This is a genomic window from Micromonospora sp. NPDC049903 (assembly GCF_044460945.1).
Lineage (GTDB): Bacteria > Actinomycetota > Actinomycetes > Mycobacteriales > Micromonosporaceae > Micromonospora.
Genome location: NZ_JBITKL010000001.1, coordinates 203,743 through 228,625 on the forward strand (window position 1 = coordinate 203,743; position 24,883 = coordinate 228,625).

Here is a 24,883-nt window from a genome sequence, read left to right on the forward strand (position 1 = left end):
TCACCCGTCCCCGGGCGTACGGGTGGGGTCGTGCCACTGGATCGCCCGGCCCTGGCGCAGTTGGGCGATCGGGTTTCCGGCCCGGTCGTGCAGCGTCGCCTCGTCCACGCAGAAGTCCTCCGTCGACCAGACCGTCCGGTTGACCACGTGGTGCCAGCCTCCGGCGACGTCGCCGACGTCGGGTGCGAAGTGGATGGTGAAGTCCACCGACGGCACGAAGTGCGGCGGCGGGGCGAGGGTGAACAGGCCGGGCGGCAGCGCGTCGAGATAGATGGAGGCGACGGCGTGCGGTCCGAGTGCCTCGCCCAACTCGGCCTCGGGTGCGATCCGTACCCAGGCGGAGGTGCCGTCGGCCAGGCTCGCTGGTCTGCCGGTGCGGACGTCGAGCTGGGCGCTGTAGGCCAACGGCCGGTGCCGGGGCACGTACGCGGGCAGCGTCTCCGGGTCGCCCCAGGCCGCCGGGTCCTCCCGTCGACGCCAACGGAACCGCTGACCGACCGGCACCAGCGAGGCCATCGCGTGCACCCGGGCGCGGTCCTGCTGGCTGAGCGTGATCCGCAGGCTGGCGGTGGCCCGTCCCCGGTGCAGCGTCTCGGTGGTCATTTGCACCGGTCCGGGGCGTACCCCCGCCACGAAGTGCAGGGTGACGGCCTGCGGGGCGAAACCGTCGACGCTGTCGGCGGCGTCCACGATCCGGCCGAGCACGAACCCGCCGAAGATGCCCTGCATCCCGAGCCATCGTTGGGCGAAGACCGGCGAGCCCATGCGCTACCTCTCCAGCCGGACGAAGTCCTGCGGTCCCGGTGCCGCGCCGGTGCCGAGCCGCCGCCAGCCGGACAGGTCGGCGGCCAGCACGTCGCCGGTGGCGTCGGGCGGCACCGACGCGCCACGCCGCCAGCGCGCGCCCGGCAGGTCCGGCAACGGCGTGTCCGGTCCGAGGTGGACGGTCTCGGCCAGCGGTAGGGCAGGGGCCGGCAGGCGGTCGGCGGGGTGGAACTCCGCCGGTCCGCCGAACCAGGCGAGCACGGTGGCGCCACCCGGGGCGCTCATCCGGGTCCGGACCGCGCCGGCCGGTACGAAGGTCAGGTCGCCCCGGCGGTAGGTGGCGTCGCCGAGCAGCAGCTCGCCGTCGAGCACCACGAACTCCTCGTCGACCAGATAGCCGCCCGCCACGCTGCGGGCGAAACCGGCCGGGAAGTGGCCGTGCACCACGAAGGCACCCGACCGGGAGGCGAGTCGGGTGAGGTGGAAGCCGAGGTTCGCGCCGGGCATCGGCACCTCCCGCCACGGGTGACGGGCGGCGGTCAGGTCGACCTGCTCGGGCCGGGGCGCCCGGCCACGACCGGCGGCGGGCCCGTCCGGGCCGGTGCCGCTCACTCGACACCCGCCTGCTCGGCCAGGGCCAGCGTACGGTGGGCCGAGCGCAGCACGGCCGCGTCGACGAGTCGACCCGACTCGTCGAGAACCACTCCGCTGCCGGCGGCGGTGGCCCGGTCGAGCAGGGCGATGACGGCGCGGGCCGCCTGGACCTCCGCCGCCGTCGGGGTGAACACCTCGTGCACCACCGGTAGCTGGCGGGGGTGGATGCAGGCGCGACCGGCGAAGCCCTGTCGGCGCAGCCGACGTGTCGAGTCCGCCAGCGCCACCGGATCGGCAGTGATCGTGGACACCGGCCCGACCGGCGGATGCAGGCCGGCGGCGGCGCTGGCCACCACCACCTGGCTGCGGATCGGGGCCAGTTCGACGTCGTCGGCACCGGGAGAGAGACCGAGTTCGCCCGCGAGGTCTACCTCGCCGATCTGGAGTTGACAGACCCGCGCCTGCCGGGCGACGGCGGGTACGTCGAGCAGCGCGGTGGCGGTCTCCACCATCGGCATCAGCAGGGTGTCGTGGTCACCGGCGGCGGCGAGCAGCTCGGCGGCGGCGGCCACGTCGGTCGAGGTGTCCACCTTGGCCAGCACCACTCCGGTCAGGGCCGGCGCTCCGGCCAGCGCCCGCAGGTCCGCCTCGGCGAGGGGGCCGGAGTTGACCCGTACCCAGATCGGCAGGTGGGTCGGGCGGCCGGCGAGCCAGGCCACCACGGCGTCGCGGGCGGCGGCCTTGCCGGCCAGCGGCACCGCGTCCTCCAGGTCGACGATGAGCGCGTCGGCGCCCCGTTCCGGCGCCTTGGCCAGCTTGTCGGCGGCGTTGCCGGGCACGTACAGGTAGGAGCGGGGCGGGAAGGGCGCGCCCATCAGATCGTCACCTCGCCCCGCACCAGGGCCTTGGCGACGACGGTACGCAGGATGTCGTTGGTGCCCTCGCCGATGCTCATCAGGATCGCGTCGCGGTAGAGCCGCTCGACCTCGAACTCGGTGGAATAGCCGTACCCGCCGTGGATCTTCATCGCCTCGATCGCGGCCTCCAGTGCCACCTCCGAGCAGAAGATCTTCGCCATGCCGGTCTGCGCGTCGGCACGTCCCCGACGGACCGCGTCGGCCGACCAGTACGCCATCAGCCGGGCCGCCTGCACCTGGGTGGCGATGGTGGCGAGCTTGATCTGGACGGCCTGGAAGTCGGCGATGTGCTTGCCGAACGCCTTGCGCTGACCGGCGTAACCGAGCGCCTCCTCGTGGGCGCGTTGGGCGATGCCGACCGAGCGGGCGGCGATGTTGACCCGGCCCCACTCCAGGGCGGAGAGCGCCTGCTTGAGTCCGGTGCCCTCGACGCCGCCGAGCAGCCGGTCGGCGGGCACCCGTACGTCGTCGAGCAGCACCTCGCAGGACTCGGTGCCCTTGTAGCCGAGCTTCGGGATGTCCCGGGTGACAGTGAAGCCGGGCAGGTCGGCGTCGACCAGGAGGACGCTCATGCCCCGGTGCGCGGGTACGGCCGTCGGGTCGGTCTTCACCAGCACCGGCAGCGGGTCGGCGTACCGGGCGTTGGTGATCCACATCTTGGTGCCGTTGACCACGTAGTGGTCGCCGTCGCGGCGGGCGGTGGTGCGGATGCCCTGGAGGTCGGTGCCGGCGTCCGGTTCGGTCAGCCCGATGCCGGTACGGCGCTCGCCGGTGGCCAGCCCCGGCAGGTACGTCTGCTTCTGCTCCTCGGTGCCGTGCATGGCGATCATGCGGCAGGCCAGCGAGTGGCTGCCGAGGATGCCGGCGATGCCCATCCAGCCGCGCGAGATCTCCTCGAAGACCAGGGCGAACGACACCGGGTCGAGGTCGAGGCCGCCGTACGACTCGGGAACGGTGACGCCGAACAGCCCCATGTCCGCCATTCCCCGCACGATCTCCGTCGGGTAGCGGCCGGTCTGTTCCCACTCCCGCGCCACCGGGATGATCTCCCGGTTCACGAAGGACCGCAGCAACTGCTGGAATTCGCGTTGCTCCTCGGTGAGGGTGAAGTCCATCGGTGCCTCCTGGGGGTGAACGTCAGCGGGGTACGCGGCGGAAGATCGGCAGGGCACGGCCGTCGGGCAGGTCGACCCAGTCGACCCGGACCCGGTCACCGATCCGCCAGCCGTCGAGGTCGTCGGGGTCGTCGGTGACGAGCCGGGTGAGCAGCAGCGGGCCCTCGGCGAGCCGGACCCGGGCCACGGTGTACGGAGCGGCCAGGTCCCGCCGGGGCGGGCGGTGCACATGCGTGTACGTGTCGACCTGCCCGTCACCACCGGCCTCGGTGAACCCCAGACCGGCGGTCGCGCCGCAGCGGGTGCAGACCGCGCGGGGCGGAAGCTGGCGGTGCCCGCAGCCGGTGCACTCCTGCACCACCAGCCGGTGGTCACGGGTCGCCTGCCACCAGCCCTCGGTGAGGTCGTCGGCGGGCGGCACCTCGGGAGGCGGGTTCATCAGCGCACCCCCAGTACGACGGTGGCGTGGGTGGACAGGATCGCGCCGGTGCCGTGCGCCACCGCGATCCGGGCACCCGGCACCTGCCGGGCACCGGCCTCGCCGCGCACCTGGCGTACCGCCTCGACCAGCAGCAGCACCCCGAACTGGCCGGGGTGGCAGTAGGACAGGCCGCCGCCGGAGGTGTCCAGCGGTAGGGCGCCGCCCGGCCGGATGCGGCCGTCGGCGATGAAGTCGAGCACCTCGCCCTCGCCGCAGAAGCCGAGCGCTTCCACGCTCAGCGCGGCGGTGATGGTGAAGGAGTCGTACACCTGCACCACGTCCACGTCGGCCGGGGTGATCCCGGCGCGCGCGTACGCCTCGGCGGCGGCCTCCCGTGCTCCGGTGTCCAGGATGTCGTCGGCGCCGGTCATCGACGCGGTGGACGAGCGTTCCCCGTAGCCGAGCACCGCCACCGGGGTGTGCCGCAGGTCGCGGGCCCGGTCGGCACTGGTCAGCACGATCGCACCGCCGCCGTCGGTGACCAGGCAGCAGTCCGCGACGGTCAACGGGGTGGAGACCATCGACGCGGCGCGGACCTCGTCGACGGTCAGCGGCGGCGCGTCGTGGCGGTACGCGGCCGGATTGAGTCGGGCCCACTCGCGCGCGGCGACGGCGATCTCGGCGAGTTGGTCCGGGGTGCCGCCGTACCGGTGCAGGTACGCCTGCGCCGCCATCGCGTAGTACGAGATCGGGTACAACGGCGCGTACGGCGTCTCGAACTGCGCTTCCGGGGTGTGCTGCTCGACCACTCCGGCGAGGCTGCGGGAGCGCGCCGAGCGCTGGTTGGACGCGAAGCTGACCACCACGACGTCGGCCTGGCCGGCGTCGATCGCCTGCACCGCGCGGGCGACCATCATCTCCGCGGCACTGCCGCCGACGAAGCTGGCGTCGACCCAGCGGGGCCGCACGCCGAGGTGCTCGGCCAGCGAGGTGGTGGAGAAGCGGGAGATGCCGGTGGTGGCGAGCCCGTCGACGTCCGCGAGTGTCAGCCCGGCGTCGGCGAGGGCCCGGGTGACCGCCTGGGTCTGCAACGTCAGGGTGCTGGCGGTGGTGACGCCCAGGTCGGACTCGGCGACGCCGACGACGGCCACCGTGGCGCGGTCGCGCCCGGTCACCTCGCACCGTCCGGTGGCCCGGCCGGCGCGCCCGGCCCGTCGGCGGTGCCGAGCAGCACGGTCGCCCGCGCCGGTCGGGCCGCCGGGCGCTCGGGGCCGTAGTCGCTGGCGAGGATGGTGGCGGCCAACTCGACCTCGATCCGGTCGTCCGCGACCCCGACCACGGTGCCGGTGCACCGCACCGTCTCCCCGGCGAACATCAGGTTGCGGAAGGTGAAGGAGAGCTGGTGCACGAAGCAGGCCGGGCCGAAGGTGTCCTGGATCAGCTCCACGAAGAGGGCACCGAAGACCTGCCCGTCGACCACCGGGCCGGGCACCTGGGCGGCGGCCACGAACTCCGGGTCGTAGTGCAGGCGGTACCAGTCCCAGGTGGCACCGGCGTAGGCCACCATGTCGACCAGGTCGATGGTGCGGCGCAGCTCCGGCAGGGTGTCGCCGACCCGCGGGCTCATCCGGCCCCACCGTCCATCGCGACCAGGATGATCGTCTCCTCGTTCACGGCGAGCAGGTCGCCGTCCTGGTCGGTGTAGGTGGCCCGGGATCCGACGATCAACATGTCCTTGCCGTCGCGGGTGCGCTTCTCGGTCAGGTCGTGGATCTCCCAGGTCGCGGTGATCACGTCGGACGGCCGGACCCGCCGGTGGAAGGTGTACGCGTTTCCGCCGCGTACCTGCCGGGTGCCCGGCACGTCCAGGTGCCAGGAGTGACCGGCGTAGCCGTCCCGGTCCATCGGCAGCCCGGTGTACTGGCCCGTCTCGCAGATCAGCGTCGGTGGCGCGGTCACCCCGGGCAGCCCGTGCGCGCGGGCGAACTCGCCGTCGCGATAGATCGGGTTGTCGTCGCCGATCGCCTGGGCGAAGTAGCGGCAGGCGGCGGCGCCGAGGGGCTCCGGCGCGGTGTAGACCCGGCGACTGCCCAGCAGCGCCCGCACCTCGTCGGTCAACAGGCTCATCGGCTCCCCCCGGCGGGCTGGGTGGGCTCGGTGGATGCGGCGGGCTCGGTGGATGCGGCGGGTTCGGCGGGTTCGGGGTAGACGGCGGTCGGGAAGACCTCCAGCAGGAACTCCGGGCGCAGTAGCGCGGCGCAGATCGCCCCGGTCGACGCCGGCCAGGGCGGGCCGAGCAGCCGCTCGCGTACCCCGGCGACGGCCCGGTAGTCGCCGATCGCCGACGCCACGCAGTACTCGGTGGTCTCCACCAGGTCCTGCGGGCCCAGCCCGGCGTGCGCCAGCAGGTGCCGGATCGCGCCGTACGTCACCTCGGCCTGCGCGCCGATGTCGTCGGGGTGCAGCGCCTGCTGGGTCTGCATGTCCAGGGCGGCGAAGCCCGACATGTACAGCGTCCGGCCGGCGCGTACCCCGGGCGCGTAGGTCAGCGAGTCGTAGCGCGACCAGCCCGGGTTGACCAGTTCGAGCGGATGCCGCGACGCGGTGACGTCGATGGCCACCAGCACGTCGGGGTGGTGCAGCCGACTCATCAGGATGCCGCCGGCCCCCGGGTAGACACCGGCGCCGCCCAGACGTTCGCGGCGGACCCGGTGGGTCCTGCGATAGACGTCGCGGGTCGCCGGGGTGGAGTAGTCGTAGGTGGTGACGGCGGCGTCCAGGGACAGCCCGACGGCGGTCAGCAGGTCCTGCGCCCGGTCCAGGCAGTACGCGTACTGGCCGACGAAGTCGCCGGGGTACACCACCTCACCAGCGGCGTCCAGCGGCAGCATGGTCGGCAGATAGACCGCGCCGTCGTGGCCGTCGCGCACCGGTGACGGCACCCAGGTCCCGGCGGCGCGGGGTTCGCTGGCGGCGAGCGTCTGCCCGCCACCGGCCACCGCGTGCAGTTCCACCTCGATCAGCGCGGCCCGGCGTACCAGCCGCTCCACCACCACGGTGCGGACCACCGGCTGGTGGTCGCCGAAGACCTCGGCGCGCACGGCCGCCGCGACGGCGTACTCGTCGAGGCCGGCGACGGTGATGTTCTCGGTGACGCGGGTGACGTCGGCCGGACCGTGCCCGGCGGCCTCCAGGATGGCCAGCACCTTCCGGTACGCGGTGCGGGCCTGGCTGGCCATGTCACCGCCGACGGTCATCCGGCCCAGCGCGGGGTCGAGCGCGGCGGCGGTGTGGCCCGACGTCCAGGCCGCGTCGCCGTCGACCAGGCCGAGGCAGAAGGTGAACCCGTCGTACGGGAACCAGGGGAAGTGGGCGGGGCGGATCGCGGACAGCGGCACGTGGGTCTCCCGGGTCAGTCGCCGGCGGCGGCCAGAGCCGCCACGATCGGGTCGAGGCTGTCGAGGTCGTCGAGGCGGCGCACCAGGTCGACGACGGGCGTACCGACGTCACCGGCGTTGCCCAGGAACTTGGCGGTCAGTTCGTCGTCGCTCAACGGGGCGTCGGGTCCACCACCGCTGCGCGGCACCGTGCCGCGTACGGTCGTGCCGTCGGCGAGGGTGAGCACGACGGTGCCGGGGGCGTCGGCGGCGTGCCCACCGGTGTCGGCGATCCGCCAGCGCACCCGGTCGGCGAGGGCCGCCACGTCGGCGCGGGCGATCGACTCGGGCTGGTAGCTGGCGGTGGTCAGATCGCCGTCGAGCAGCATCGCGGCGACGCTCCACGGCAGCGAGAACTTCGCCGCGTACGGGGTGGCCGGGCGGGCCAGGTCCCGGCCGGGTCCGCAGACGGTGGGTGCCGAGTCGGGGTGCACGTCGACGTCGACGCGGGTGACGGCGGCCAGGTCGGCGGGAAAGCCGGGTTGCCGGCGGGCCTGGCGGGCGGCGTCGATCGCGGCGTGGGAGAGCTGGCAGGCCGGATAGGGCTTGATGCCGATCCGGGTGGTCTCCCACCGGCTGCCGAGCCCGTCCACGATGGACGCGGGGACGACCGGACCGGTGGCCAGGGCGTCGAAGACGCCGTGCGGGCCGTCGAGGACGTTCGCCGGGCCGGAGGCACCGGCGGCGGCGAGCCGGGCGGCGAGCACCCCGGCGTGCGAGGCGAAGCCGGGGTGCAGTTGCTTGGTCGACGCGCCGGTGTGCAGGAAGGCGAGCAGGCCACCGGCCTGGCTGCCGGCGATGCCGAGGGCGTCGGTGGCCCGGGCCGCGTCGAGCCCGAGCAGCCGCGCGGTGACCAGCGCGGACGAGAAGACCCCGGCGACCATGGTGGCGTGCAGGCCACGGGCGTGGAAGCCGTGCGGGGCGGCGGCGGCCACCCGGCACACCGTCTCGTAGCCGACCACGGCGGCGGTGAGCACCTGTCGCCCGGTGGCGCCCACCTGCTCGCCGACGGCGAACGCGGCGGGCAGCACCACGGCGGTGGCGTGCACCAGACCGGCGGCGTGCGTGTCGTCGAAGTCCAGCGCGTGCACCAGGGCGCCGCTGGCCAGCGCGGCGGCCGGGGCCCCAATCCGGGCACGGCCGCCGAGCGGGGTGGCCTCCGCCGGGCCGCCGAGGTCGCGGGCGACCACCAGCACCGGATCGACCACCCCGGCGCGCCGACCGGCCAGGGCGGTGCCCAGGCCGTCGAGCAGGTGCCGCAGCGCGGCGTGCCGCACCGGCTCCGGCAGCTCGACGGTGCCGGTCGCCCAGTCGGCCAGGTCGGACGCGATCATCGGCTGGCCGCCTCCGTGCCGGGATCGGCGGTACGCGGACGGGCCGCCCCACCGTCGTCGGTCACGCCGCCGTCCCCGGCCGGGCCGAACGCGCCCGCCTCGGCGAGGACGGCGACCGCCTGCGGGTCGAGTCCGAGCAGGTCGCCGGTGACCGTGGCGAAGTCCTCGTTGCGCAGTGGCGCCCGGCGGTACGCGGGCGGTTCGTCACCGACCCGGACCGGGCTGGCGAGCTGCTGCACGGTGCCGAAGCGGGGATGGTCGGTGGTGACGATCAGGTCGCGGGCCGCGGTGTGCTCCTCGGTCAACGCGGCGCCCACGTCGTTGATCGGCCCGCACGGGATCGCGGCGGCGTACAGCTCGGGCAGCCACTCGTCGACGGTCCGTTGCCGGAAGATGTCCGCCAGCGCGGAGAGCAACTCCTCGCGGTTCTCCCGCCGGGCACCGAAGTTCGCGTACGGCGACCCGTCGGCGGCCCACTCCGGGTGGCCGACCACCCGGGCCAGCCGGGCCCAGAACTTCTCCTTGGCGCAGCCGACCACCATCCAGCCGTCCTTGGCCTGGAACACCTGGAACGGCACCAGCGAGGGGTGGGCCGAGTGGTGGGTGCGCACCGGCGCGAACCCGGCGTTGAGGTGCCAGGTGGCCGGATAGGTGAGCAGCGAGATCGCGGTGTCGTAGAGGCTCACGTCGCAGTCCATGCCGACGCCGTCGCGACGGGCCGCGTGCACCCCGGCGAGCAGCGAGATGGCCGCGACGAACCCGCCGGAGAAGTCGACGAGCGACAGCCCGGACTTGGTCGGCGGGCCGTCGGGCTCGCCGGTCAGCTCCATCCAGCCGGCCAGGCCCTGGAGGATGTAGTCGTAGCCGGGCTCGGCGTGGCGGGGCCCGGTCATCCCGAAGCCGGTCAGCGAGACGCAGACGATCCGGGGGTTGAGGTGCTTGAGGTCGTCGTAGCGGATGCGCATCTTCGCCGGCACGTCGCCGCGCAGGTTGGAGTAGACCACGTCGGAGACGGTGACCAGCTTCTCGAACACCTCCCGGCCGGCGTCGGTGCTCAGGTCCAGCGAGAGACTGCGCTTGTTGCGGTTGAACGTCTCGAAGAAGAGCGAGTCCTCGTCCTGCGCGTACGGCGGGACGTACCGGCCCACGTCGCCACCGGCGCGCGGATCCTCGATCTTGATGACCTCGGCACCGAGGTCGGCGAGGTGCACGGTGCCGAACGGTCCGGCGCCGTACTGCTCGATCGCGATGATGCGGATGTCGGCCAGGGGTCTCATGTGGCGGCTCCGGTCAACTCGGCGATCAGGGCGATGATCTCGTCCTGGGCGGCTCGGGTGTCGGCGGCCGGCAGCCCGTGGGTGGGCGGGCTCAGCTTGACCGAGTCGGCGATCCCGTCGTACGCGGCGATCCGGTCGGCGACGTCGGCGCGGGTACCGGTCAGGGTGAGCGCGTCGACCATTCGGTCACTGACGGCGTCGGCCAGGTAGTCGGCACCGGCTCCGGCCCGGAACGCGTCGACGACCTGCTGCTGGTCGTCGGCGAGGTCGTGGAAGGCGAAGAAGTCGGCGTAGGTGCGGACGGTGGCGTAGAAGCCGACCAGTCCGGCGGCGCGGCGGCGGGCCACCTGCCGGTCGTCGGCGATCGAGCAGCACGCCGAGACGACGACGTCGAGGTCGGCTCGGGTCCGGCCGTCGGCGCGGTCGATGCCGACGGTCAGGTCGGGCAGGATCTGCTCGGCGAGGTAGCGGGGCGAGCAGAGTTCGTGGCTGATCCACCCGTCGCCGATCTCACCGGCCAGGCGGGTCATCAACGGCCCCATCGCGGCGAGGTAGACCGGGATCGCCTCGGCCGGCACCGCGAAGGGGCGCTCGTAGCCCCGGATGCGCATCGGCTCGTACTCGCCGTCGAGCAGCATCGGATCGCCGCTGGTGCAGTGACGCCAGAAGTGCCGGATGTTGCGGACGGTCTCCCGCATGTGCGGCACGGGCTTGCCGAACACCACGTTGTGCCAGTCCTCGTTGAGCCGCTTGACGCCGGAGCCGAGGCCCAGCACGAACCGTCCACCGGAGAGTTCGTCCAGGTCCAGCGCCTCCAGCGCGGTGATCATCGGGCTGCGGGTGAAGGCGAGCGCGATGCACGTACCGATCCGGGCGGTCCCGGTGGCGGTGGCCAGCGCGGCGGCCGTGCCGGTGGCGCTGCGGTGCAGCTCGGAGACCCAGAGCACCTCGGCGCCGGCCCGCTCGGCCCGCCGGCCGGCGTCGGCCACCTCGGCGAGCGTCTCGCCCCACGGCTGGTACGTCAGGCGAAGTGTCATGCGCCCGCCCCGTCCGGAAGGGACAGTGGCGTGGCGGCGACCGGGAAGATCCCCTCGACCTGTTCGGCGCCTCGCTTGTAGACGTAGAAGGTGCGCTTGAAGGCGCAGACCTGCTTGCCGTCCTGGTTGAGCGTGCGGGTGCGGACCGTGACGATGCCGGCGTGCGGCCGGGAGCCCGACTCACGCTTCTCCAGCACCAGTGACTCGCTGTAGAGCGTGTCTCCGGCGAACACCGGGTGCGGCAGGCTGATGTCGTCCCAGCCGAGGTTGGCGAAGGCGTTCTGGGTGAGGTCGGTGACGCTCTGCCCGACCGCGATGGCCAGGGTCAGGGTCGAGACGACGAGCGGTCTGCCGAACTCGGACCGGGCCGCGTACTCCGCGTTGAAGTGCATCTGACTGGTGTTCATCGTCAGCAGGGTGAACCAGGTGTTGTCGGTCTCGGTGACGGTGCGCCCGAGCGGGTGCTGGTAGACGTCACCGACCTGGAAGTCCTCGAAGAAACGTCCGGTCCATCCTTGGCGCACCGTCATCGGTCGATCCTTTCGACAGCCCTGAACTGCGGCTAGTTTATTTGTCTGACTTTTTTCGTGTCAAGGCTCCGTAAGCGATCTGGACTGCTGATACAGGAAAGCCAAAAGGCGCCCTGCCGCCGTTCGGCAGGACGCCTTGATGAAAACTCAGAACTTTAGGGTGACACTTCTTTCACCGTTGCTCGTAGGCCCGCCGCACGGTGCCCAGATGAGCGCGCATCGCCTCGCGCGCACCGGCCTCGTCGCGGGCCTGCACGTACCCGCAGATCTCGGTGTGCTCGGCGTCGATCTGGCTCCAGTACTCCGCCGGCATGTCCCGGTCCGCGGTCCGCGCCTGCAACACCCGGAACACCGGCTCGACCATCACCCCGAGCAGTTGGTTGCCGGTCGCCTCGACCAGCACCCCGTGGAACGTCACGTGCTCCCGGAACTTGCGGCCCCGGGCACGGGTCAGTTTCTCCCGCTCCACCGCCTGGCGCATCAACGTCAGGTGCTCGTCGGCGTGGCGCAGCGCGGCCAGCCCCGCGGCCGGCACCTCCAGGCTCTCCCGCGCCTCCAGCAGATTGTCCAGCGTGATGTCGCGCGCCCCGGACATCAGCCCGAGACTCATCTCCAGGTACTCGCTGACCTGGTCGAACTGGACCCGCGCCACGAACGTGCCACCGGTGGTGCCCCGGGTGGTGCGGATCAGGTCCTTGGAGGCCAGCACCCGCAGCGCCTCCCGGATGGTGCTCCGGCTGACCCCGAAGATTTCGGACAGCTCGATCTCGGTGGGCAACCGGTCACCCGCCGTCAACGAGCCGTCCAGGATCCGCTCCCGGAGTTGGTCGGCGACCTGCTGGTAAGCCGGGCGCACCCGGGTGACCCCGAGCACCTCGGGGCCCTTGCGGTCAGCCGGAATCACCTGCTCCGGCCGGGCAGTCTGGGCCCCCGTCACGTCCTTGGCCATGGTCACTCCGGCTCCGCATCCCCTCGGCCCCGCACCCTCGCGTGCGGCTTCGTCGCGAACAACCACGGTAGGCCATCCGATGCTCGGCGCAGCGTCACCCATGGCCGACTCCGACACCTCAAAAGTCCGCGCCGGTGGCGCCCGCCGACGCCGACGCCGTGGCCAGCTCGCCGACCAGGGCACGGGTCGCCGCCCGCTCCTGCGGCGTGCCGTAGAGCTGTGCCGCGAACGTCGTCGCCCCGGCCGCCTCGTAGCGTCCGATCTCCGCCCGTACCTCGGCGGCGTCGCCGACGATCGCCATCTGGTTGGCCCGCGCGAAACCCTCCCGGTCGAGCATCGCGCGGTACGACGGCTTGTCGTCGTACCAGCCGAGCACCGGATCGATGGCGGCCCGGGCGCGGCGCGGATCGTCGGTCACGCACACCGCTGCGGTCACCACCACCTCGGGTGCCGGCCGACCCGCCCCGACCGCCGCCGCGGTGATCGCCGGCACGGTCAGCTCCGCCAGCGTACGCGGGCCGACCATCCAGGTCACCGTGCCCGAGGCCAGTTCACCGGCGAGTTCCAGCATCTTCGGGCCGAGCGCGGAGACCATCACCGTCGGCACCGGCGGGTCACCGGCGATGGTCAGGTCGCCCCGGGCGGTGACCACCTCGCCGGAGAACCGGACCCGCTGCGTCAACGCCCCGTTGAGCGCGGTCAGGTACTCACGCATGTAGCGGGCCGGCCGGGCGTACGACATGCCCCAGCAGGGCTCGACCACCTGCGGATGCGACGGGCCGACGCCGAGCACCAGCCGCCCGCCGATCAGCATGTTGGTGGTGAGCGCCTGCTGGGCCAGCGCCATCGCGTGGCGCGGGTACACCGGCACCACGGCGGTCCCGATCCGCAGCCGCGACAGACCGCGCCCGACCGCCCCGATCACGGTCAGCGCGTCGTGCCCGAAACCCTGGGTCAACCAGACACTGGCGATTCCGTCGGCCTCCGCGCCGTGCAGGAGCTGCTCGATCTCGTCGATCTGCTCGATGTGGCTGAAGATGCCGTACTCCATCAGTGCCCTCCCCCGCCGCCGTGCCGGAACTCCCGCATCGCCTCTCCCCGGTGCTGCGCCGAGGCGTCCGACCGGGCCAGCATCGCCAGCCCGAACGCCTCGGCGGCGCCCCGCTGCGCCTGCACCGCCGTCCAGACCGTCTCCACGGTGGTGGTCAACACGTCGAGCGGGTGCCGGGCGATCTCCGTGGCGATCGCCAGCGCCCGGTCGGTCAGTTCCGACGCGCGCGTGACCTCGGTGACCAGCCCGAGTTGGAGCGCCCGACGGGCGTCGATCCGGTAGCTCCGCCCGGTGAGCACCATCCGCATCACCTCGCCGAGCGGCAGTCGGCTCAACGCGCCGACCGCCTCGACCGGGTTCGCCAGGCCGACGTCGTGATGGGTGTCGAAGAACGTGGCGTGCGCGGCGCAGAGCACCACGTCCGCGTCGTTGACGAAGTGCCAGCCGCCGGCACAGCAGTGCCCGTTCACCGCGGCCACCACCGGCTTGAACACCCCCAGGTCACGGGCGGTCAACGCGACCCGACCGGCGTGGTCCAGCGACGGGCTGGTGACCCCGGCGTCGAGGGTGTCGTCGACGTCGAAGCCGGTGCAGAAGCCGCGCTCGCCGGCCCCGGTGACCACGGCCGCGTGCAGCCCGTCGTCGGCGCCGAACGCCTGCCAGGTCCGGCGCAACTCGTCGACCATGGTCCGGTCGTACGCGTTGAGCCGGTGCGGCCGGTCCAGGGTGACCAGCAGCACCCGGTCGTGGCGGGCCAGACCGAGCGTGGTGGTCCGGGGCAGTCCGCTCATCCCGGCTCGCCCGGCTCGGTCGCCGGCAGCGGGCTCAGCAGGTACGAGCGGGTCATCCGCAGCACCGTCTCGTCGCGCTGGTTGCGCACGTCGTCGTGGACCGCGCCGACGTACATCCGGCCGCCCCGGGTCGGTTCGAAGCGGGACACCTCGATCCGTACCCGCAGCGTGTCCCCGGCGTACACCGGGCCGAGGTAGCGGATCTCGTCGATGCCGAGCGCGGCGTGGCAGTCCACCCCGGCCGCGTTCCAAGCCGCGTACATGGTGGTGGAGGTGAGCCCGGCGGCGATCGCGATCAGGCACGGACCGCCGAGGATCGGGCGGCCGAAGCCGGTGGCGCGCATGTACTCGACGTCGGTGTGCAGCGGCCCGTTCTCCCACGAGGCATTGACGATCGCGGCGAAGTCGCCGTCGGTCAGGGTCCGGGCCGGGGTCAGCAGCACCGCACCGGCGGCGAACGCCGTGGGCAGCCGGGGGGTCAGCGGCGGGCCGGCCACCGGGGCGCTCATCGGGCCGCCTGTGGTCCGGCCAGCCGGGTGTGCTCCTCGCCGACCACCAGGCCGCCGTCGTCGGTGCTGACCATCGACGAGATGATCTCGTGGGTCAGCTCGCGGCTGACCTCGAACAGCCGGGGGTCGTCGTAGCTGCGTGGCAGCGGCACCTCCACCTCGACCACCCGGCGGATCGTCGACGGGCGGTTGGACATCAGCACCACCCGGTCGGAGAGCACGGCGGCCTCGAACACGTTGTGCGTGACGAAGACGAACGCCTTGCTCTCCTCCTGGCTGCGCAGCTCCAGCAGGAGCTGGCGCAGGCTGCGGGCGGTGAACTCGTCGAGCCCGCTGAACGGCTCGTCCATCAGCATCACCGGCGCGTCCAGCACGAAGGCCCGGGCCAGCGCGGTGCGCTGCTGCATACCGCCGGAGATCTGGTGCGGGTAGTGGTTCTCGAACCCGGCCAGCCCCACCCGGCGCAGCACCGGCAGCACCCGGTCGGCCCACTGGGACCGGTCCACCCCGGTGGCCTTCAGGGCGAACTCGACGTTCTGCCGCACGGTCTTCCAGGGCAGCAGCCTCGGCTCCTGGAACACGTAGCTGAAGTGCACCCCTGGTGCCCGGCTGCGGATCTCGGCGGTGCCGGTGAAGTCCGTGTCCAGCCCGCTGAGCATGTTCAGCACGGTGGACTTGCCGCACCCTGAGGGACCGACCAGCGCGACGAACTCCCCGTCGGCGATGGTGAGGTCCATCCCGTCGATGACCGTGGTGAAGCCGTGCCGGGTGTGGAACCCCTTCACCAGGTCCTTGATGACGATCCGGTCGTCGGTGCTCATCGGGCTCCCTCCGGACGCCAACGGAACAGCTTCGCCTCGATCGGCTTGAACACGGCGAGTTCGAGCACCACCATCAGGATCGAGAAGAACAGCGTGAGTGCGAAGACCTGCTCCATGCGGAAGAGCTGGAACCAGTAGTTCAGCCGGTAGCCGATGCCGTCGGTCCGCCCGAGCAGCTCGGCGATCACCACGACCTTCCAGACGATGCCGAACCCGAAGCGGGCCGACGCCATCACCGCCGGCAGCACCTGGGGCAGGGTCACCTCCCGGGTCCGCAGGCCACGCGAGGCGTTGAGGGTACGGGCCATCTGCCCGAGCCGGGGATCGATCGCCTTCACCCCGGTCCACATGTTGATCGCGATGATCGGGAACGAGGTCAGCGTGATCGCCACGACGGTGGCGGTGTCGTTGAGCCCGAACATGATGAACGCGACGATCACCCAGCAGAGGCTGGGGATGGTCTGGCCGACGGCGATCCAGATGTCCAGCAGGCCCTCGGCGATCCGGGACAGCCCCATCACCAGGCCGACGAGCACACCGAGCGCCATCGACGCGGCGAACCCGATGAGGATCCGGACCATGGTGACCTGGAGGTCGGTCCAGAAGGTCTGCTGCTGCATGCTGTCGGCCAGCGCCGAGGCGGTCGTGCCCGGGGTGGGCAGGATGCGCTCACCGACGACGAGTGAGCCCAGCCACCAGATGACGAGCAGGATGAACACGGAGGCCACCCGCAGCACGATTCCGTTGCGCAGGAGACGGCGGGGGCCGCCGGGCCCGCCGCCGTGTCCCGGCGGCGCGCCACGGTCCGCCGTGCCGGCCGTGACGGCCGCCGGCTTGGTGGTTTCGGACAGGGTCATCGGTGCCTCTCCTCGTGCCGGGCCGGTGGTCAGGCGAAGAGCCCGTCGGGCACCGTGGGCAGGAACTCGGGCTCACCGTTCTCGCTGAGGAAGGTGAGCAACTGGGCCGCCTGCTGCTTCTCGGTGTCACCCCACTGCTCGACCAACCGGCCGCGCTGGCTGTTCCAGATCACGTCGAGCACCGCCTGGTCGTCGATGTCGTAGAGCTCGCGCAGCGCGGCGTCCCACAGCGACTGGTCGTTGTTGAACCGGGTCTGGTAGCGCAGGTTGACGTCGACGAACGCCTGCACCGCCTCCTGGTTCTTCTCGATGAACTCGCTGGCGAAGTCCCAGCCGGCGGTGAACGCCTTGAGCCCGGTCGCCTCCTCCAGCAGGACGCCGAGGTCGCCGAGGGAGCGGTACTTCCCGCTGGCCACCTCGGGCGCGCCGGCCGGGTCGATCACCAGGGCCATGTCCACGTCGCCCTGCCCGAGCAGTTCGGCCATCAGGTTCGGCGCGCCGTACTGGACCTGACAGTCGGTGGTCGGGTTGAAGCCGTGGTACTCGCGGCAGAGCGCGAAGAACTGGTTGGTGGACGAGCCGATGGCGCTGCCGAAGAGACCGAGCTTGCGGCCCTTGAGATCGGCGATGGACCCGATGCCGCTGTCGGCGCGGACCAGGATCCCGTTGGTGGTGCGCTGGAGCGCGAAGACCACCTTGCGGTCCACGCCGGTGGCGACCAGGTTGGCGGTGGAGGGGATACCGCCGAGGCCGCCGTCGACCTGACCGGCGCGGTAGGCGGTGTAGACGGCGGCCGACTCCGCGTACTCCTCGTACCTGATGTCGAGGCCGGCCTCCTCGAACGCGCCCTCCTTGAGGGCGAGCTTGAAGGCCGCGAGGGCGGAGGCGGGGATGCCGGCGAGTCGGATGGTGGTCCGTCCGCCGTTCGCGCTGGAGTCGGCGTCGTCGCTGCCGCAGGCGGTCAGCAGGGCACTGCCGACGAGGGCACCCCCGAAACCGGTGAGCAGGCGACGGCGGGAGAGGGCGGCACCGGGGCTATTGAGGTGGGACACGATGGCCTCCTGATGGCGAAGTCCGTACGGCCCGGCGCGGAAGCCCGATGGCCGCATCAACACCTGATTACGGCGACCATAACGGTCTCCAAGCAGGCAGTCTATAAAAAGTCAGAGTTTTACAGTACTGACATCTTCATCGATCATTTCGACTCTTCTGGACAGCACTCGTCGACCCAGGAGCCATCTGGGCAGGAGACGCGCATCCGGGAGTTCGTGGACCGGTACGCGGAACGTCAGACTTTTGGTCTAACGGGTCTGGCTCTGCTCCGGCGGACCGGCGTACTCGTCCCGGATGGTGCGCTTGAGGATCTTGCCGCTCGGATTGCGCGGCAACCGGTCCACCAGATGCCATTCCCGGGGGACCTTGTACCGGGCGACGTGCTCCCGCACGTACCCGTCCAGCACGGTCACGTCCACCCGCCGGCCCGGACGGCCGACCACGAACGCGGCGACGCGCTCGCCGTACACCTCGTCCGGCACCCCGATCACCGCGACGTCGTCGACCGGCTCGTGCCGGGCGATGACCTCTTCGATCTCGCGCGGGAAGATGTTCACCCCGCCCGCGATGATCATGTCCTTCTTGCGGTCCACGATGGAGATGAAGCCCTCCTCGTCGCGGACCGCCACATCACCCACCGAGAAGAACCCGTCGGCGTCATACCCGGCCCGCGTGGCTTCCTCGTCGTCGAGATACCCGGTGAGCAGCAACGGCGAGCGCGCGTACAGCTCACCCGGCTCGCCCGGCCCCACCTCGGCACCGTCCTCGCCGACCAGGCGCACCTCGTTCCAGAACCACGGATGACCGACGCTGCCGGCCCGGGCCAGGGCGAACTCCGGCCGCAGGTTGGTCACGATGGAGCACTCGGTCGACCCGTACAACTCGTGCACCGCGACCCCTGGGAACGCCGCGATCACCCACTCCTTGAGCGCCACCGGCAGCGCGGCGGCGTTGAAGTAGAGCGTCTTGAGCGCCGACAGGTCGTAGCGGGCCGCCGGATCCTCGCAGAACCGGCGGAGTTGCTGGGCGTGCGTAGGCACGAGGAAGACCGTCTCCGCCCGGCTGCTCACCATCAGGTCGAGCAGTCGTTCCGGGTCCCAGCTCGGCAGCACGGTGCAGGAGCCACCGAGCATCGGCGCCGCGTACGCGAACTCGAAGCCGGCGCCGTGGTACATCGGCGCCACCGCGATCGTGCTCTTGTTCGGCCCCAGCCCGTAGTCGAGCCCGACGCCGAAGGCGGTCAGCACCCGCCCCCGGTGGGTCAACAGCACGCCCTTGGGCCGCCCGGTGGTCCCCGAGGTGTAGGTGATGCAGAACGGGTCCATCTCGTCCACCGGCACCGCCGGGTCCACCGCGCGGCCGGCGGCGACGAAGGTGTCGTAGTGCTCACCCACCCCGCCGTCGAAGCTGAGCACCAGGTGCAGGTCGTCGACGAGCCCGTCGACCCGGTCGGCCAGCTCGTCCGCCACGATGATCCCCCGGACCGAGGCGTGGTCCAGGACGTACGCGTTGTCGCCGACGTTGTTGCGGGGGTTCAGCGGCACCGTGGGGATACCGGCCTTGGCCATCGCCGCCGAGATCTCGAAGTACTCGTATCGGTTGTTCGCCAGGACCGCGATCCGCTCACCGGGGCGCAGCCCACGGTCCAGAGTGGCCGAGGCGAGGCGGCTGGACCGCTCGTCCAACGTGCCGAAGGAGATCTGGCGGTCACCGTCGACCACCGCCACCCGGTGCGGCGTGGCCCGGCCGAACTCCCGGATGCCGGCCGCCATGTTGAGCTGCACACCCCTCACCTGGTGTCCTCCCTTCCTGCCCCGTTCATCAGCATCACGGCCTCGACCTCGGCGACCGGCTCGTCGTCCGCGTCGATCCCGGTCCAGCGGAAGTCCACGACGTACGTGCCACGGGAGGTCACCCGGCTGGCGACGCGTTCGATCCGGACCCGTAGCGTCGCGCCGGCCTTGACCATCCGGTGGAACCGTGCCCGACGCAGTTCCAGCAGCGCGATCGCGTCGTCGAGCAGGCCGGACTGTTCGACCAGCCCGCCGAGCAGCAGCACGACCGCCTGACCCGGCAACGGCGGGCCGTCGGCGTCGCCGTCGGCCCGCTGGAACAGCGGGTGGGTGTACCCGCCCCGGCCGATCAGCGTGTCGACCAGGTCCGCGTCGACGACCACCTGCGGAGTCGCGGACGGCTCAGGCGAGGGTGCGGACATCGACGTCCCCCCAGACCGGTCGGCGCTTCTCCACGAACGCGCGATAGCCCTCGGCCACCTCGTCGACCTCCTCGTGCAGCCGGGAGAACATCTCGCGCTCGTAGCGCAGGCCCTCCTCCAGGGTCATCGTGTGCACCGAGTTGAGCAGCCGCTTGGTGATCGCCAGTCCGGGCCGGGAGCGCCCGCGCAGCATCGCCAGCAGCTTGCCGACCTCGTCGTCCAGCTCGGCCAGGGGTGCGCTGGCCAGCGCGACCCCCCACTGCACCAACTCCGGGCCGCGCAACCACGTCGGGGTGAGCATGAGTGCCTTGGCCCGCTGGTCGCCGAGCTTGCGCGGGGCCCGCTGGCTCGACCCGGCGCCCGGCGGCATCCCGAACTCCAGGTGGATGTCGCCGACCCGGGCCTCGTCGGCGGCGATCACGAAGTCGCAGGCGAGGATCAGTTCGAACCCACCGGCCCGCGCCAGGCCGTTGACCCGCGCGATCACCGGTACGCCGAGCTGCTCGATCCGGCGCAGCACCGCGTGGTACGACCGCAGGAACGGCAGGAACGTCCGCTGTGGATCGGCGAAGCACGACTCCAGGAAGTCGATGTCCATGCCGACGCTGAAGGCCCGCTCCCCGGCTCCGGTGACCACCACCGCCCGCAGGCTGTGGTCCTGCTCGGCCTGTTCGAGCGCGTCGTCCAGCCCGGCGATCACCGCCGGGGTGAGGCTGTTCATCGAGTCCGGGCCGTCCAGTACGACCGTCATCACCTGGTCGTCGGTGGTGTGCCGCACCCGCGTCATGTCCGCTCCCCCACCTTGACGAACAGCTCGACGTCGGTCGTCGCGGTCAGCGTCGGCGCCGGGACACCGGCGGGTACGTGCAGCAACGAGCAGGGGGTGAGCGTCACCCCGTCCACCACGAGGTCGCCCCGGGTGGTGACCAGGAAACGTTCCCGGGGCACCGGGGTGGGTGCCCCGGCGTAGCCGGCCGGCAGGCGGACCAGGGCGCTACAGGCGCCGGTGTCGACGTTGTGGCTCAGCGACTTGCCGAGCGGCACCGCCTCGCCGGTGGTGGACCGGGCCCCGCCGGACGCGGCCGGCAGGCCGAGCACGATGGCGTCCACCCCCGACCACGGCGCGTCCAGCGGCGTCCAGGGCACGAACCGGGACTCGACCCGGCGCTGGTAGCCCCGTGGCCCGACTCCGCCGTCCCCGCCGTCGCGCGCCTGTGCGCCGGCCCGGTCGTCCGGGCAGACCACCCGGGAGACCCGACCACTGTGCTCGCTGGCGACCTCCCCCTCCATGCAGAGGATGTTCTCGAAGCCCTCGTCGCTCCACGCCTTGTGCACCCAGCCGGGCGGACGCCAGAAGTAGTCGCCCTCGACCAGCCGCCCCTCGGCGCTCAGCTCGGCGACCCCGCCCAGGAAGTACGACTCCTCGACGCTGTCGTGGTAAGCCTCGCTGAGGTCGCGGTATCCGGGCGTGGCCCGTACGTGGTCGATGCGTCGGGTGCTCTCACGGTCCAGCCACAACGAGCGCATCCAGTACCGGGACAGCAGGTCACGCACCTGCTCCGGGTCGCCTCCGAAGTTGTCCCGGAAGGCAGGTTCCATCGAGTCGTACACGTCCTGGCCGTTGACCCACGGCAGCGTCGTGGAGTCGACGATCGTCACTGTCACCTGTGTTCCTCCACCTCTCGCCGGGTGTGGGGTGCTCTCCAGGTTCCAAAACGCATATGTCAGGTGTTAACCGAGAAGATGACGATGGCGCGTCGCGAAGTGCCCCGTCGGTTCCGCCTCGCAATGTCCACCTGAGCAGCTCAGGTGCACACTGTGCAGGCCGAGGGCCGGGTCTGGCAAGACCTTGACACTGCCGCTGTTAATTCCTCAGACTTTTGACGGAAGGCGGTGTCCTAGTGTCTACCTCTCTGCCCCGGAGCCACTGAGGTGCGCGACGGCACCACCGCCGGCACGCCCGACGTCCCGGCGTACCGCCCCTCGGTGGTGATGGCCGCCGCCTCCGGCGCGCTGGTCCTGGTGGCGGTGCTCGGCAGTTTCGCCGCGTCCCCGCTGTTCGCGGTCTACGCGCAACGGTGGGACCTCGACCCGGCGCAGATCAGCCTGGCCTTCGCCGGGTACCCGGTCGGCGTGATCGTCGTGGTCACGCTGCTCGGCGGGCTCTCCGACCTGATCGGCCGACGCGTCACCATGCTGCTCGGTGTCGCGCTGGTGCTGCTCGCCTGCCTGGTGACCGCTGCCGCCACGACCCTGCCGATGCTGGTCGCCGGGCGGTTCGTGCAGGGCATGGCGACCGGCATGGTCAGTGCCACCACGGCCGCCGCGCTGCTGGACTTCCACCCTCGGGGCACCCGGGCCGGCAGCCTCACCCACGCGGTCTGCACCACCCTCGGCATGGGCTTCGGACCGTTGGTCGCCGGACTCCTCGCCGACCACACCGCGTACCCGCTGGTGCTGCCGTACGTCGTGATCGGCGCGGTCGCGCTGGTGCCGTTGGTGCTGCTGCTCCGGGCACCGGCCGACCGCCGGACGGCGGGCCGGGTCCGGCTGGTCCGCACGGTCCGCGTCCCCCGGGCGATCCTGCTGCCGTTCAGCATCGCGACCTGCTCGCTGATGACGCTCAACAGCTGCATGGCCCTGTTCGGCACGTTCGGCGCGCGCATCCTCACCGAGGGGGCCGGCATCAGCACCGCCGGCGGCACCGGCGGGCTGCTCACCCTGCTGGTCACCATGACCCTGCTCGCCCAGCTCGCGGCGAACCGGGTGCCGGCGGCCCGCTCCGTCGGCCTCGGCGTCCTGGTCATCGCCGCCGGTGCCGGCACCACCACCGCCGCCCTGCACCTGGCCAGCGGAGCGGTGACGATCGCCGGCACGGTGCTGGTCGGCACCGGCGGCGGACTGGTGCTGCTCGGCGCGACCCGGCTGATCGGCGACTGGGCGCCGACGCACCGCCGCGCCGAGGTCTTCGCCGCCTGGATGGTCGCCGCGTTCGCCACCCTGGGCGGCACCTCGCTGCTCGGTGGGCTCGCGCTGGGCGGTGTCGCGCTGACCACGGTGATGACGGTGGCGACCGGCGGCATCACGACACTGGCGGCGTACACCCTGGTCGCGGTGGCCGTGCAGGCGCGCCGCGACCGACGGTCGGCGCGGTGACCACGGCGTTCCCGACCGGGCCGCCCGACCTGCCGGCCGGACGGCCTCGTCGGTCAGCCCGCGTCGTCGGTCAGCCTCGTCACCGCCTCGACCGCGTCGGCCATCTGCATCCGCAGGTCGTCCAGGACGGCGGCGACCGAGCGGGTCCCGGTCACCAGGCCGACGGCCTGCCCGGCCGCCGAACCCATCACCGGGGTCACCTGGTGCTCGAACGCGCTGACCACGGTGTCCCGCGCCAACACCTGCTGCACCGGCGACGGCAAGGACGGCGGTGCCTCCGGCGTCCGCCACGCCTGGGTCCACACGGTGGTGAGCTGCCGGGTCGGCTTGCCGGTGTACGAGGTGGTCTTCTCGGTGTCGGTCGCCGCCGCCGCGACGATCTTCTCCTTGACCACCGGGTCGAGGTCGCTCTCGGCGGTGGCCAGCCAGACCGATCCGGTCCAGACCGCCTGCGCGCCCAACGCGAGGGCCGCGACCACCTGCCGACCGGTGGCGATCCCACCGGCGGCGACCACCGGTACGTCACCGGCGACGGCCACCACCTGCGGCACCAGCACCATCGTGGTGATGTCACCGGTGTGCCCGGCCGCCTCGTAGCCCTGCGCCACCAGCACGTCCACCCCGGCGGCCAGTTGGTGGCGCACGTGCCGCGGATCGCCGACCAGACCGGCGAGCAGCATGCCGCGTCGGATCGTCTCGGCACGCACCTCGGCCGGCGGCGGGCCGAGAGCGCTGGCCACCAGGCGGATCGGATGCGCCCGGGCGACCTCCCAGAGGGCATGCGCGTTGACGTGGGTCATCAGGTGGTCGATCTCGGTCGGCATTCCGCCGAGCCGGTTGTGGCCGGGCTCGCTGCGGCGCACCGGCACGCCCCACCGGGTCCGTAGCGCGTCCACGAACGCCCGGTGGTCTGCCGGGATCCGACCGGCCAGCTCCGCCGGGTCGTCGCCGGCCGACTTCGCCGGAAAGAGCAGATCCACGCCGTACGGCCGCCCGGCGCACTCCCGGTCCAGCCAGGTGAGGTCCCGGTCGAGGTCCTCCGGGGTCATCGAGGCGGCCCCGAGTACACCCAACCCACCCGCCCGGCTGACCGCCGCGACCACGTCCCGACAGTGGCTGAACGCCAGCACCGGCAGGTCGACCCCGAGTCGGCGGCACAGCGGGGTCACGACGACGGCCCGGCGGTCACCGCGCACACCTCACAGCCGTCGGCGTCGACGCCGCAGCTCGCCCCGGCGGACCCGTCGCCGACACCGAGGTAGGCGTCGACCAGTTGCGTCACCGCCCCGAGTCGCTGCGCGGCGACCGGCGGCTCCGGGCGTGGGCCGAGTGCCGCCGCGTGCCCCGCGCGCAACCCGATCACCGACGGGTCGACGATCTCGATGCCGGCACGCCGGGCCACCTCCGCCGACACCGGCGTCATACAGGTGCAGCCGAACAGGATCAGGTCGGTCCCGTCGCGCTGCGCGGCGTCCAGACAGGCCCGGGTGATGGCGGCGACGACGTCGTCCTCGCCCCGGCCCATCCGCGCCTTGACCCCGGCGTCGGTGCCGACCCGGTCCAGCTCCGACTCGTCGGAGAGGTAGTGCACCCCGACGGCGAGTTCGCCACCCGGGCAGGCGGCGAGCCGATCGGCGTAGATGTAGTCCATCGACACCGGCCAGACGGTGACGATGCTGAAACGGCGACCGGCCTGCGCCGCCCAGGCCAGTACGGCCTCACCCGCCCCGACGACCGGTACGGGTGCGGCGGCGCGCAGTTGCGCCATCCCGTAGTCGGCGAAGGTGTCGATGTAGACCGCGTCGCATCCGGCGGCGATGGCCGCCTCGGCGGCGTCCACTGTGCCCAGTTCGGTGAGCAGATGATCGTATTTGGTGCGGGCGAACCGGCGCAGTCGCGGGTCCACCAGGTCGGTGACGAGACCGGGTGGATCGGGCAGCACCGGGGCTCGTTTCGCGTCGGAGTTGATGACCGCCAGCCGTCGAGGCTCACTCATGTCGACCTCCCGCTAAAAGTCTGACTTATATAAAGCGAGAGTGTCAACGATGCACATG

At 72.1% G+C, this 24,883-nt stretch carries 28 protein-coding genes; 2 read left to right on the top strand and 26 right to left on the bottom strand.

Going from position 1 to position 24,883, the window contains the following annotated elements; genetic code table 11:
* The 13 genes from ACIBO1_RS00895 to ACIBO1_RS00955 are packed head-to-tail and all read right to left on the bottom strand — an operon-like array spanning position 1 to position 11,427.
* Positions 1 to 765 carry a thioesterase family protein gene (locus ACIBO1_RS00895; protein WP_396740391.1) on the bottom strand — a complete coding sequence of 255 codons (765 nt, stop codon included), beginning with the start codon at positions 763 to 765 and terminating at the stop codon, positions 1 to 3.
* 3 nt (positions 766 to 768) lie between these two features.
* Complete coding sequence (locus ACIBO1_RS00900; RefSeq protein ID WP_396740393.1) at positions 769 to 1,377, bottom strand: hypothetical protein; 609 nt, start codon at positions 1,375 to 1,377, stop codon at positions 769 to 771.
* Entirely contained in the window at positions 1,374 to 2,234 is an 861-nt protein-coding gene (locus tag ACIBO1_RS00905) for an HpcH/HpaI aldolase/citrate lyase family protein (protein WP_396740395.1), read from the bottom strand. The genes ACIBO1_RS00900 and ACIBO1_RS00905 overlap by 4 nt, the downstream gene beginning before the upstream one ends.
* On the bottom strand, positions 2,234 to 3,391 hold the full coding sequence (locus ACIBO1_RS00910; protein ID WP_396740397.1) for an acyl-CoA dehydrogenase family protein: 1,158 nt from the start codon (positions 3,389 to 3,391) through the stop codon (positions 2,234 to 2,236). Before ACIBO1_RS00910 ends, ACIBO1_RS00905 begins: the two co-directional genes overlap by 1 nt.
* A gap of 22 nt (positions 3,392 to 3,413) precedes the next feature.
* A complete protein-coding gene (locus ACIBO1_RS00915; RefSeq protein ID WP_396740399.1) occupies positions 3,414 to 3,830 on the bottom strand; it encodes a Zn-ribbon domain-containing OB-fold protein in 417 nt (138 codons plus the stop codon).
* Positions 3,830 to 4,987, bottom strand: a complete 1,158-nt coding sequence (locus ACIBO1_RS00920) for an acetyl-CoA acetyltransferase (protein ID WP_396740400.1) — start codon at positions 4,985 to 4,987, stop codon at positions 3,830 to 3,832. Before ACIBO1_RS00920 ends, ACIBO1_RS00915 begins: the two co-directional genes overlap by 1 nt.
* Positions 4,984 to 5,439 (bottom strand): MaoC/PaaZ C-terminal domain-containing protein, encoded by a 456-nt coding sequence (locus ACIBO1_RS00925; protein WP_396740401.1) that lies wholly within the window; start codon positions 5,437 to 5,439, stop codon positions 4,984 to 4,986. Before ACIBO1_RS00925 ends, ACIBO1_RS00920 begins: the two co-directional genes overlap by 4 nt.
* Positions 5,436 to 5,939: a MaoC family dehydratase N-terminal domain-containing protein gene (locus ACIBO1_RS00930; RefSeq protein ID WP_396740403.1), complete on the bottom strand. Its 504-nt coding sequence runs from the start codon at positions 5,937 to 5,939 to the stop codon at positions 5,436 to 5,438. The genes ACIBO1_RS00925 and ACIBO1_RS00930 overlap by 4 nt, the downstream gene beginning before the upstream one ends.
* Complete coding sequence (locus ACIBO1_RS00935; RefSeq protein ID WP_396740405.1) at positions 5,936 to 7,210, bottom strand: RidA family protein; 1,275 nt, start codon at positions 7,208 to 7,210, stop codon at positions 5,936 to 5,938. The genes ACIBO1_RS00930 and ACIBO1_RS00935 overlap by 4 nt, the downstream gene beginning before the upstream one ends.
* 14 nt (positions 7,211 to 7,224) lie before the next feature.
* On the bottom strand, positions 7,225 to 8,583 hold the full coding sequence (locus tag ACIBO1_RS00940; RefSeq protein WP_396740407.1) for an MmgE/PrpD family protein: 1,359 nt from the start codon (positions 8,581 to 8,583) through the stop codon (positions 7,225 to 7,227).
* Complete coding sequence (locus tag ACIBO1_RS00945) at positions 8,580 to 9,860, bottom strand: CaiB/BaiF CoA transferase family protein (RefSeq protein WP_396740409.1); 1,281 nt, start codon at positions 9,858 to 9,860, stop codon at positions 8,580 to 8,582. Before ACIBO1_RS00945 ends, ACIBO1_RS00940 begins: the two co-directional genes overlap by 4 nt.
* The gene (locus ACIBO1_RS00950) at positions 9,857 to 10,897 is read right to left on the bottom strand and encodes an LLM class flavin-dependent oxidoreductase (protein ID WP_396740411.1); all 1,041 of its coding nucleotides are present in this window, start codon (positions 10,895 to 10,897) and stop codon (positions 9,857 to 9,859) included. Before ACIBO1_RS00950 ends, ACIBO1_RS00945 begins: the two co-directional genes overlap by 4 nt.
* Positions 10,894 to 11,427 (bottom strand): MaoC family dehydratase, encoded by a 534-nt coding sequence (locus ACIBO1_RS00955; RefSeq protein ID WP_131053043.1) that lies wholly within the window; start codon positions 11,425 to 11,427, stop codon positions 10,894 to 10,896. The genes ACIBO1_RS00950 and ACIBO1_RS00955 overlap by 4 nt, the downstream gene beginning before the upstream one ends.
* Between ACIBO1_RS00955 and ACIBO1_RS00960 the strand changes: the two genes are divergently transcribed.
* Entirely contained in the window at positions 11,409 to 11,501 is a 93-nt protein-coding gene (locus ACIBO1_RS00960; protein WP_396741450.1) for a hypothetical protein, read from the top strand. The two genes, ACIBO1_RS00955 and ACIBO1_RS00960, sit on opposite strands and share 19 nt — an antisense overlap.
* 98 nt (positions 11,502 to 11,599) lie before the next feature.
* Here ACIBO1_RS00960 and ACIBO1_RS00965 read toward each other — a convergent pair whose 3' ends face one another.
* From ACIBO1_RS00965 to ACIBO1_RS01015, 11 genes are all read right to left on the bottom strand, one after another.
* Positions 11,600 to 12,376: a FadR/GntR family transcriptional regulator gene (locus ACIBO1_RS00965; protein WP_223884629.1), complete on the bottom strand. Its 777-nt coding sequence runs from the start codon at positions 12,374 to 12,376 to the stop codon at positions 11,600 to 11,602.
* Between the two features lie 118 nt (positions 12,377 to 12,494).
* On the bottom strand, positions 12,495 to 13,427 hold the full coding sequence (locus ACIBO1_RS00970; RefSeq protein ID WP_396740414.1) for a TIGR03564 family F420-dependent LLM class oxidoreductase: 933 nt from the start codon (positions 13,425 to 13,427) through the stop codon (positions 12,495 to 12,497).
* Complete coding sequence (locus ACIBO1_RS00975; RefSeq protein WP_396740415.1) at positions 13,427 to 14,218, bottom strand: enoyl-CoA hydratase/isomerase family protein; 792 nt, start codon at positions 14,216 to 14,218, stop codon at positions 13,427 to 13,429. The genes ACIBO1_RS00970 and ACIBO1_RS00975 overlap by 1 nt, the downstream gene beginning before the upstream one ends.
* Positions 14,215 to 14,727 carry a MaoC/PaaZ C-terminal domain-containing protein gene (locus ACIBO1_RS00980; protein WP_396740417.1) on the bottom strand — a complete coding sequence of 171 codons (513 nt, stop codon included), beginning with the start codon at positions 14,725 to 14,727 and terminating at the stop codon, positions 14,215 to 14,217. The genes ACIBO1_RS00975 and ACIBO1_RS00980 overlap by 4 nt, the downstream gene beginning before the upstream one ends.
* On the bottom strand, positions 14,724 to 15,548 hold the full coding sequence (locus ACIBO1_RS00985) for an ABC transporter ATP-binding protein (protein WP_350698899.1): 825 nt from the start codon (positions 15,546 to 15,548) through the stop codon (positions 14,724 to 14,726). Before ACIBO1_RS00985 ends, ACIBO1_RS00980 begins: the two co-directional genes overlap by 4 nt.
* The gene (locus ACIBO1_RS00990; RefSeq protein ID WP_396740419.1) at positions 15,545 to 16,405 is read right to left on the bottom strand and encodes an ABC transporter permease; all 861 of its coding nucleotides are present in this window, start codon (positions 16,403 to 16,405) and stop codon (positions 15,545 to 15,547) included. The genes ACIBO1_RS00985 and ACIBO1_RS00990 overlap by 4 nt, the downstream gene beginning before the upstream one ends.
* A gap of 29 nt (positions 16,406 to 16,434) precedes the next feature.
* A complete protein-coding gene (locus tag ACIBO1_RS00995) occupies positions 16,435 to 17,457 on the bottom strand; it encodes an ABC transporter substrate-binding protein (RefSeq protein ID WP_396740421.1) in 1,023 nt (340 codons plus the stop codon).
* Between the two features lie 249 nt (positions 17,458 to 17,706).
* Positions 17,707 to 19,251, bottom strand: a complete 1,545-nt coding sequence (locus ACIBO1_RS01000) for a class I adenylate-forming enzyme family protein (protein WP_396740422.1) — start codon at positions 19,249 to 19,251, stop codon at positions 17,707 to 17,709.
* Complete coding sequence (locus tag ACIBO1_RS01005) at positions 19,248 to 19,673, bottom strand: hypothetical protein (RefSeq protein ID WP_396740424.1); 426 nt, start codon at positions 19,671 to 19,673, stop codon at positions 19,248 to 19,250. Before ACIBO1_RS01005 ends, ACIBO1_RS01000 begins: the two co-directional genes overlap by 4 nt.
* Positions 19,654 to 20,460 carry an enoyl-CoA hydratase/isomerase family protein gene (locus ACIBO1_RS01010; protein ID WP_396740426.1) on the bottom strand — a complete coding sequence of 269 codons (807 nt, stop codon included), beginning with the start codon at positions 20,458 to 20,460 and terminating at the stop codon, positions 19,654 to 19,656. The genes ACIBO1_RS01005 and ACIBO1_RS01010 overlap by 20 nt, the downstream gene beginning before the upstream one ends.
* Positions 20,457 to 21,338: a hypothetical protein gene (locus ACIBO1_RS01015; RefSeq protein WP_396740427.1), complete on the bottom strand. Its 882-nt coding sequence runs from the start codon at positions 21,336 to 21,338 to the stop codon at positions 20,457 to 20,459. Before ACIBO1_RS01015 ends, ACIBO1_RS01010 begins: the two co-directional genes overlap by 4 nt.
* A gap of 267 nt (positions 21,339 to 21,605) precedes the next feature.
* Here ACIBO1_RS01015 and ACIBO1_RS01020 point away from each other — a divergent pair, with 267 nt between their 5' ends.
* On the top strand, positions 21,606 to 22,829 hold the full coding sequence (locus ACIBO1_RS01020; protein WP_396740429.1) for an MFS transporter: 1,224 nt from the start codon (positions 21,606 to 21,608) through the stop codon (positions 22,827 to 22,829).
* 53 nt (positions 22,830 to 22,882) lie between these two features.
* On the opposite strand, the gene ACIBO1_RS01025 is transcribed toward ACIBO1_RS01020, so the two are convergent.
* Both ACIBO1_RS01025 and ACIBO1_RS01030 read right to left on the bottom strand, forming a co-directional pair.
* On the bottom strand, positions 22,883 to 24,025 hold the full coding sequence (locus ACIBO1_RS01025) for an NAD(P)H-dependent flavin oxidoreductase (protein ID WP_396740430.1): 1,143 nt from the start codon (positions 24,023 to 24,025) through the stop codon (positions 22,883 to 22,885).
* Positions 23,995 to 24,825: an aspartate/glutamate racemase family protein gene (locus tag ACIBO1_RS01030; protein ID WP_396740432.1), complete on the bottom strand. Its 831-nt coding sequence runs from the start codon at positions 24,823 to 24,825 to the stop codon at positions 23,995 to 23,997. Before ACIBO1_RS01030 ends, ACIBO1_RS01025 begins: the two co-directional genes overlap by 31 nt.
* Between the last annotated feature and the right edge of the window lie 58 nt (positions 24,826 to 24,883).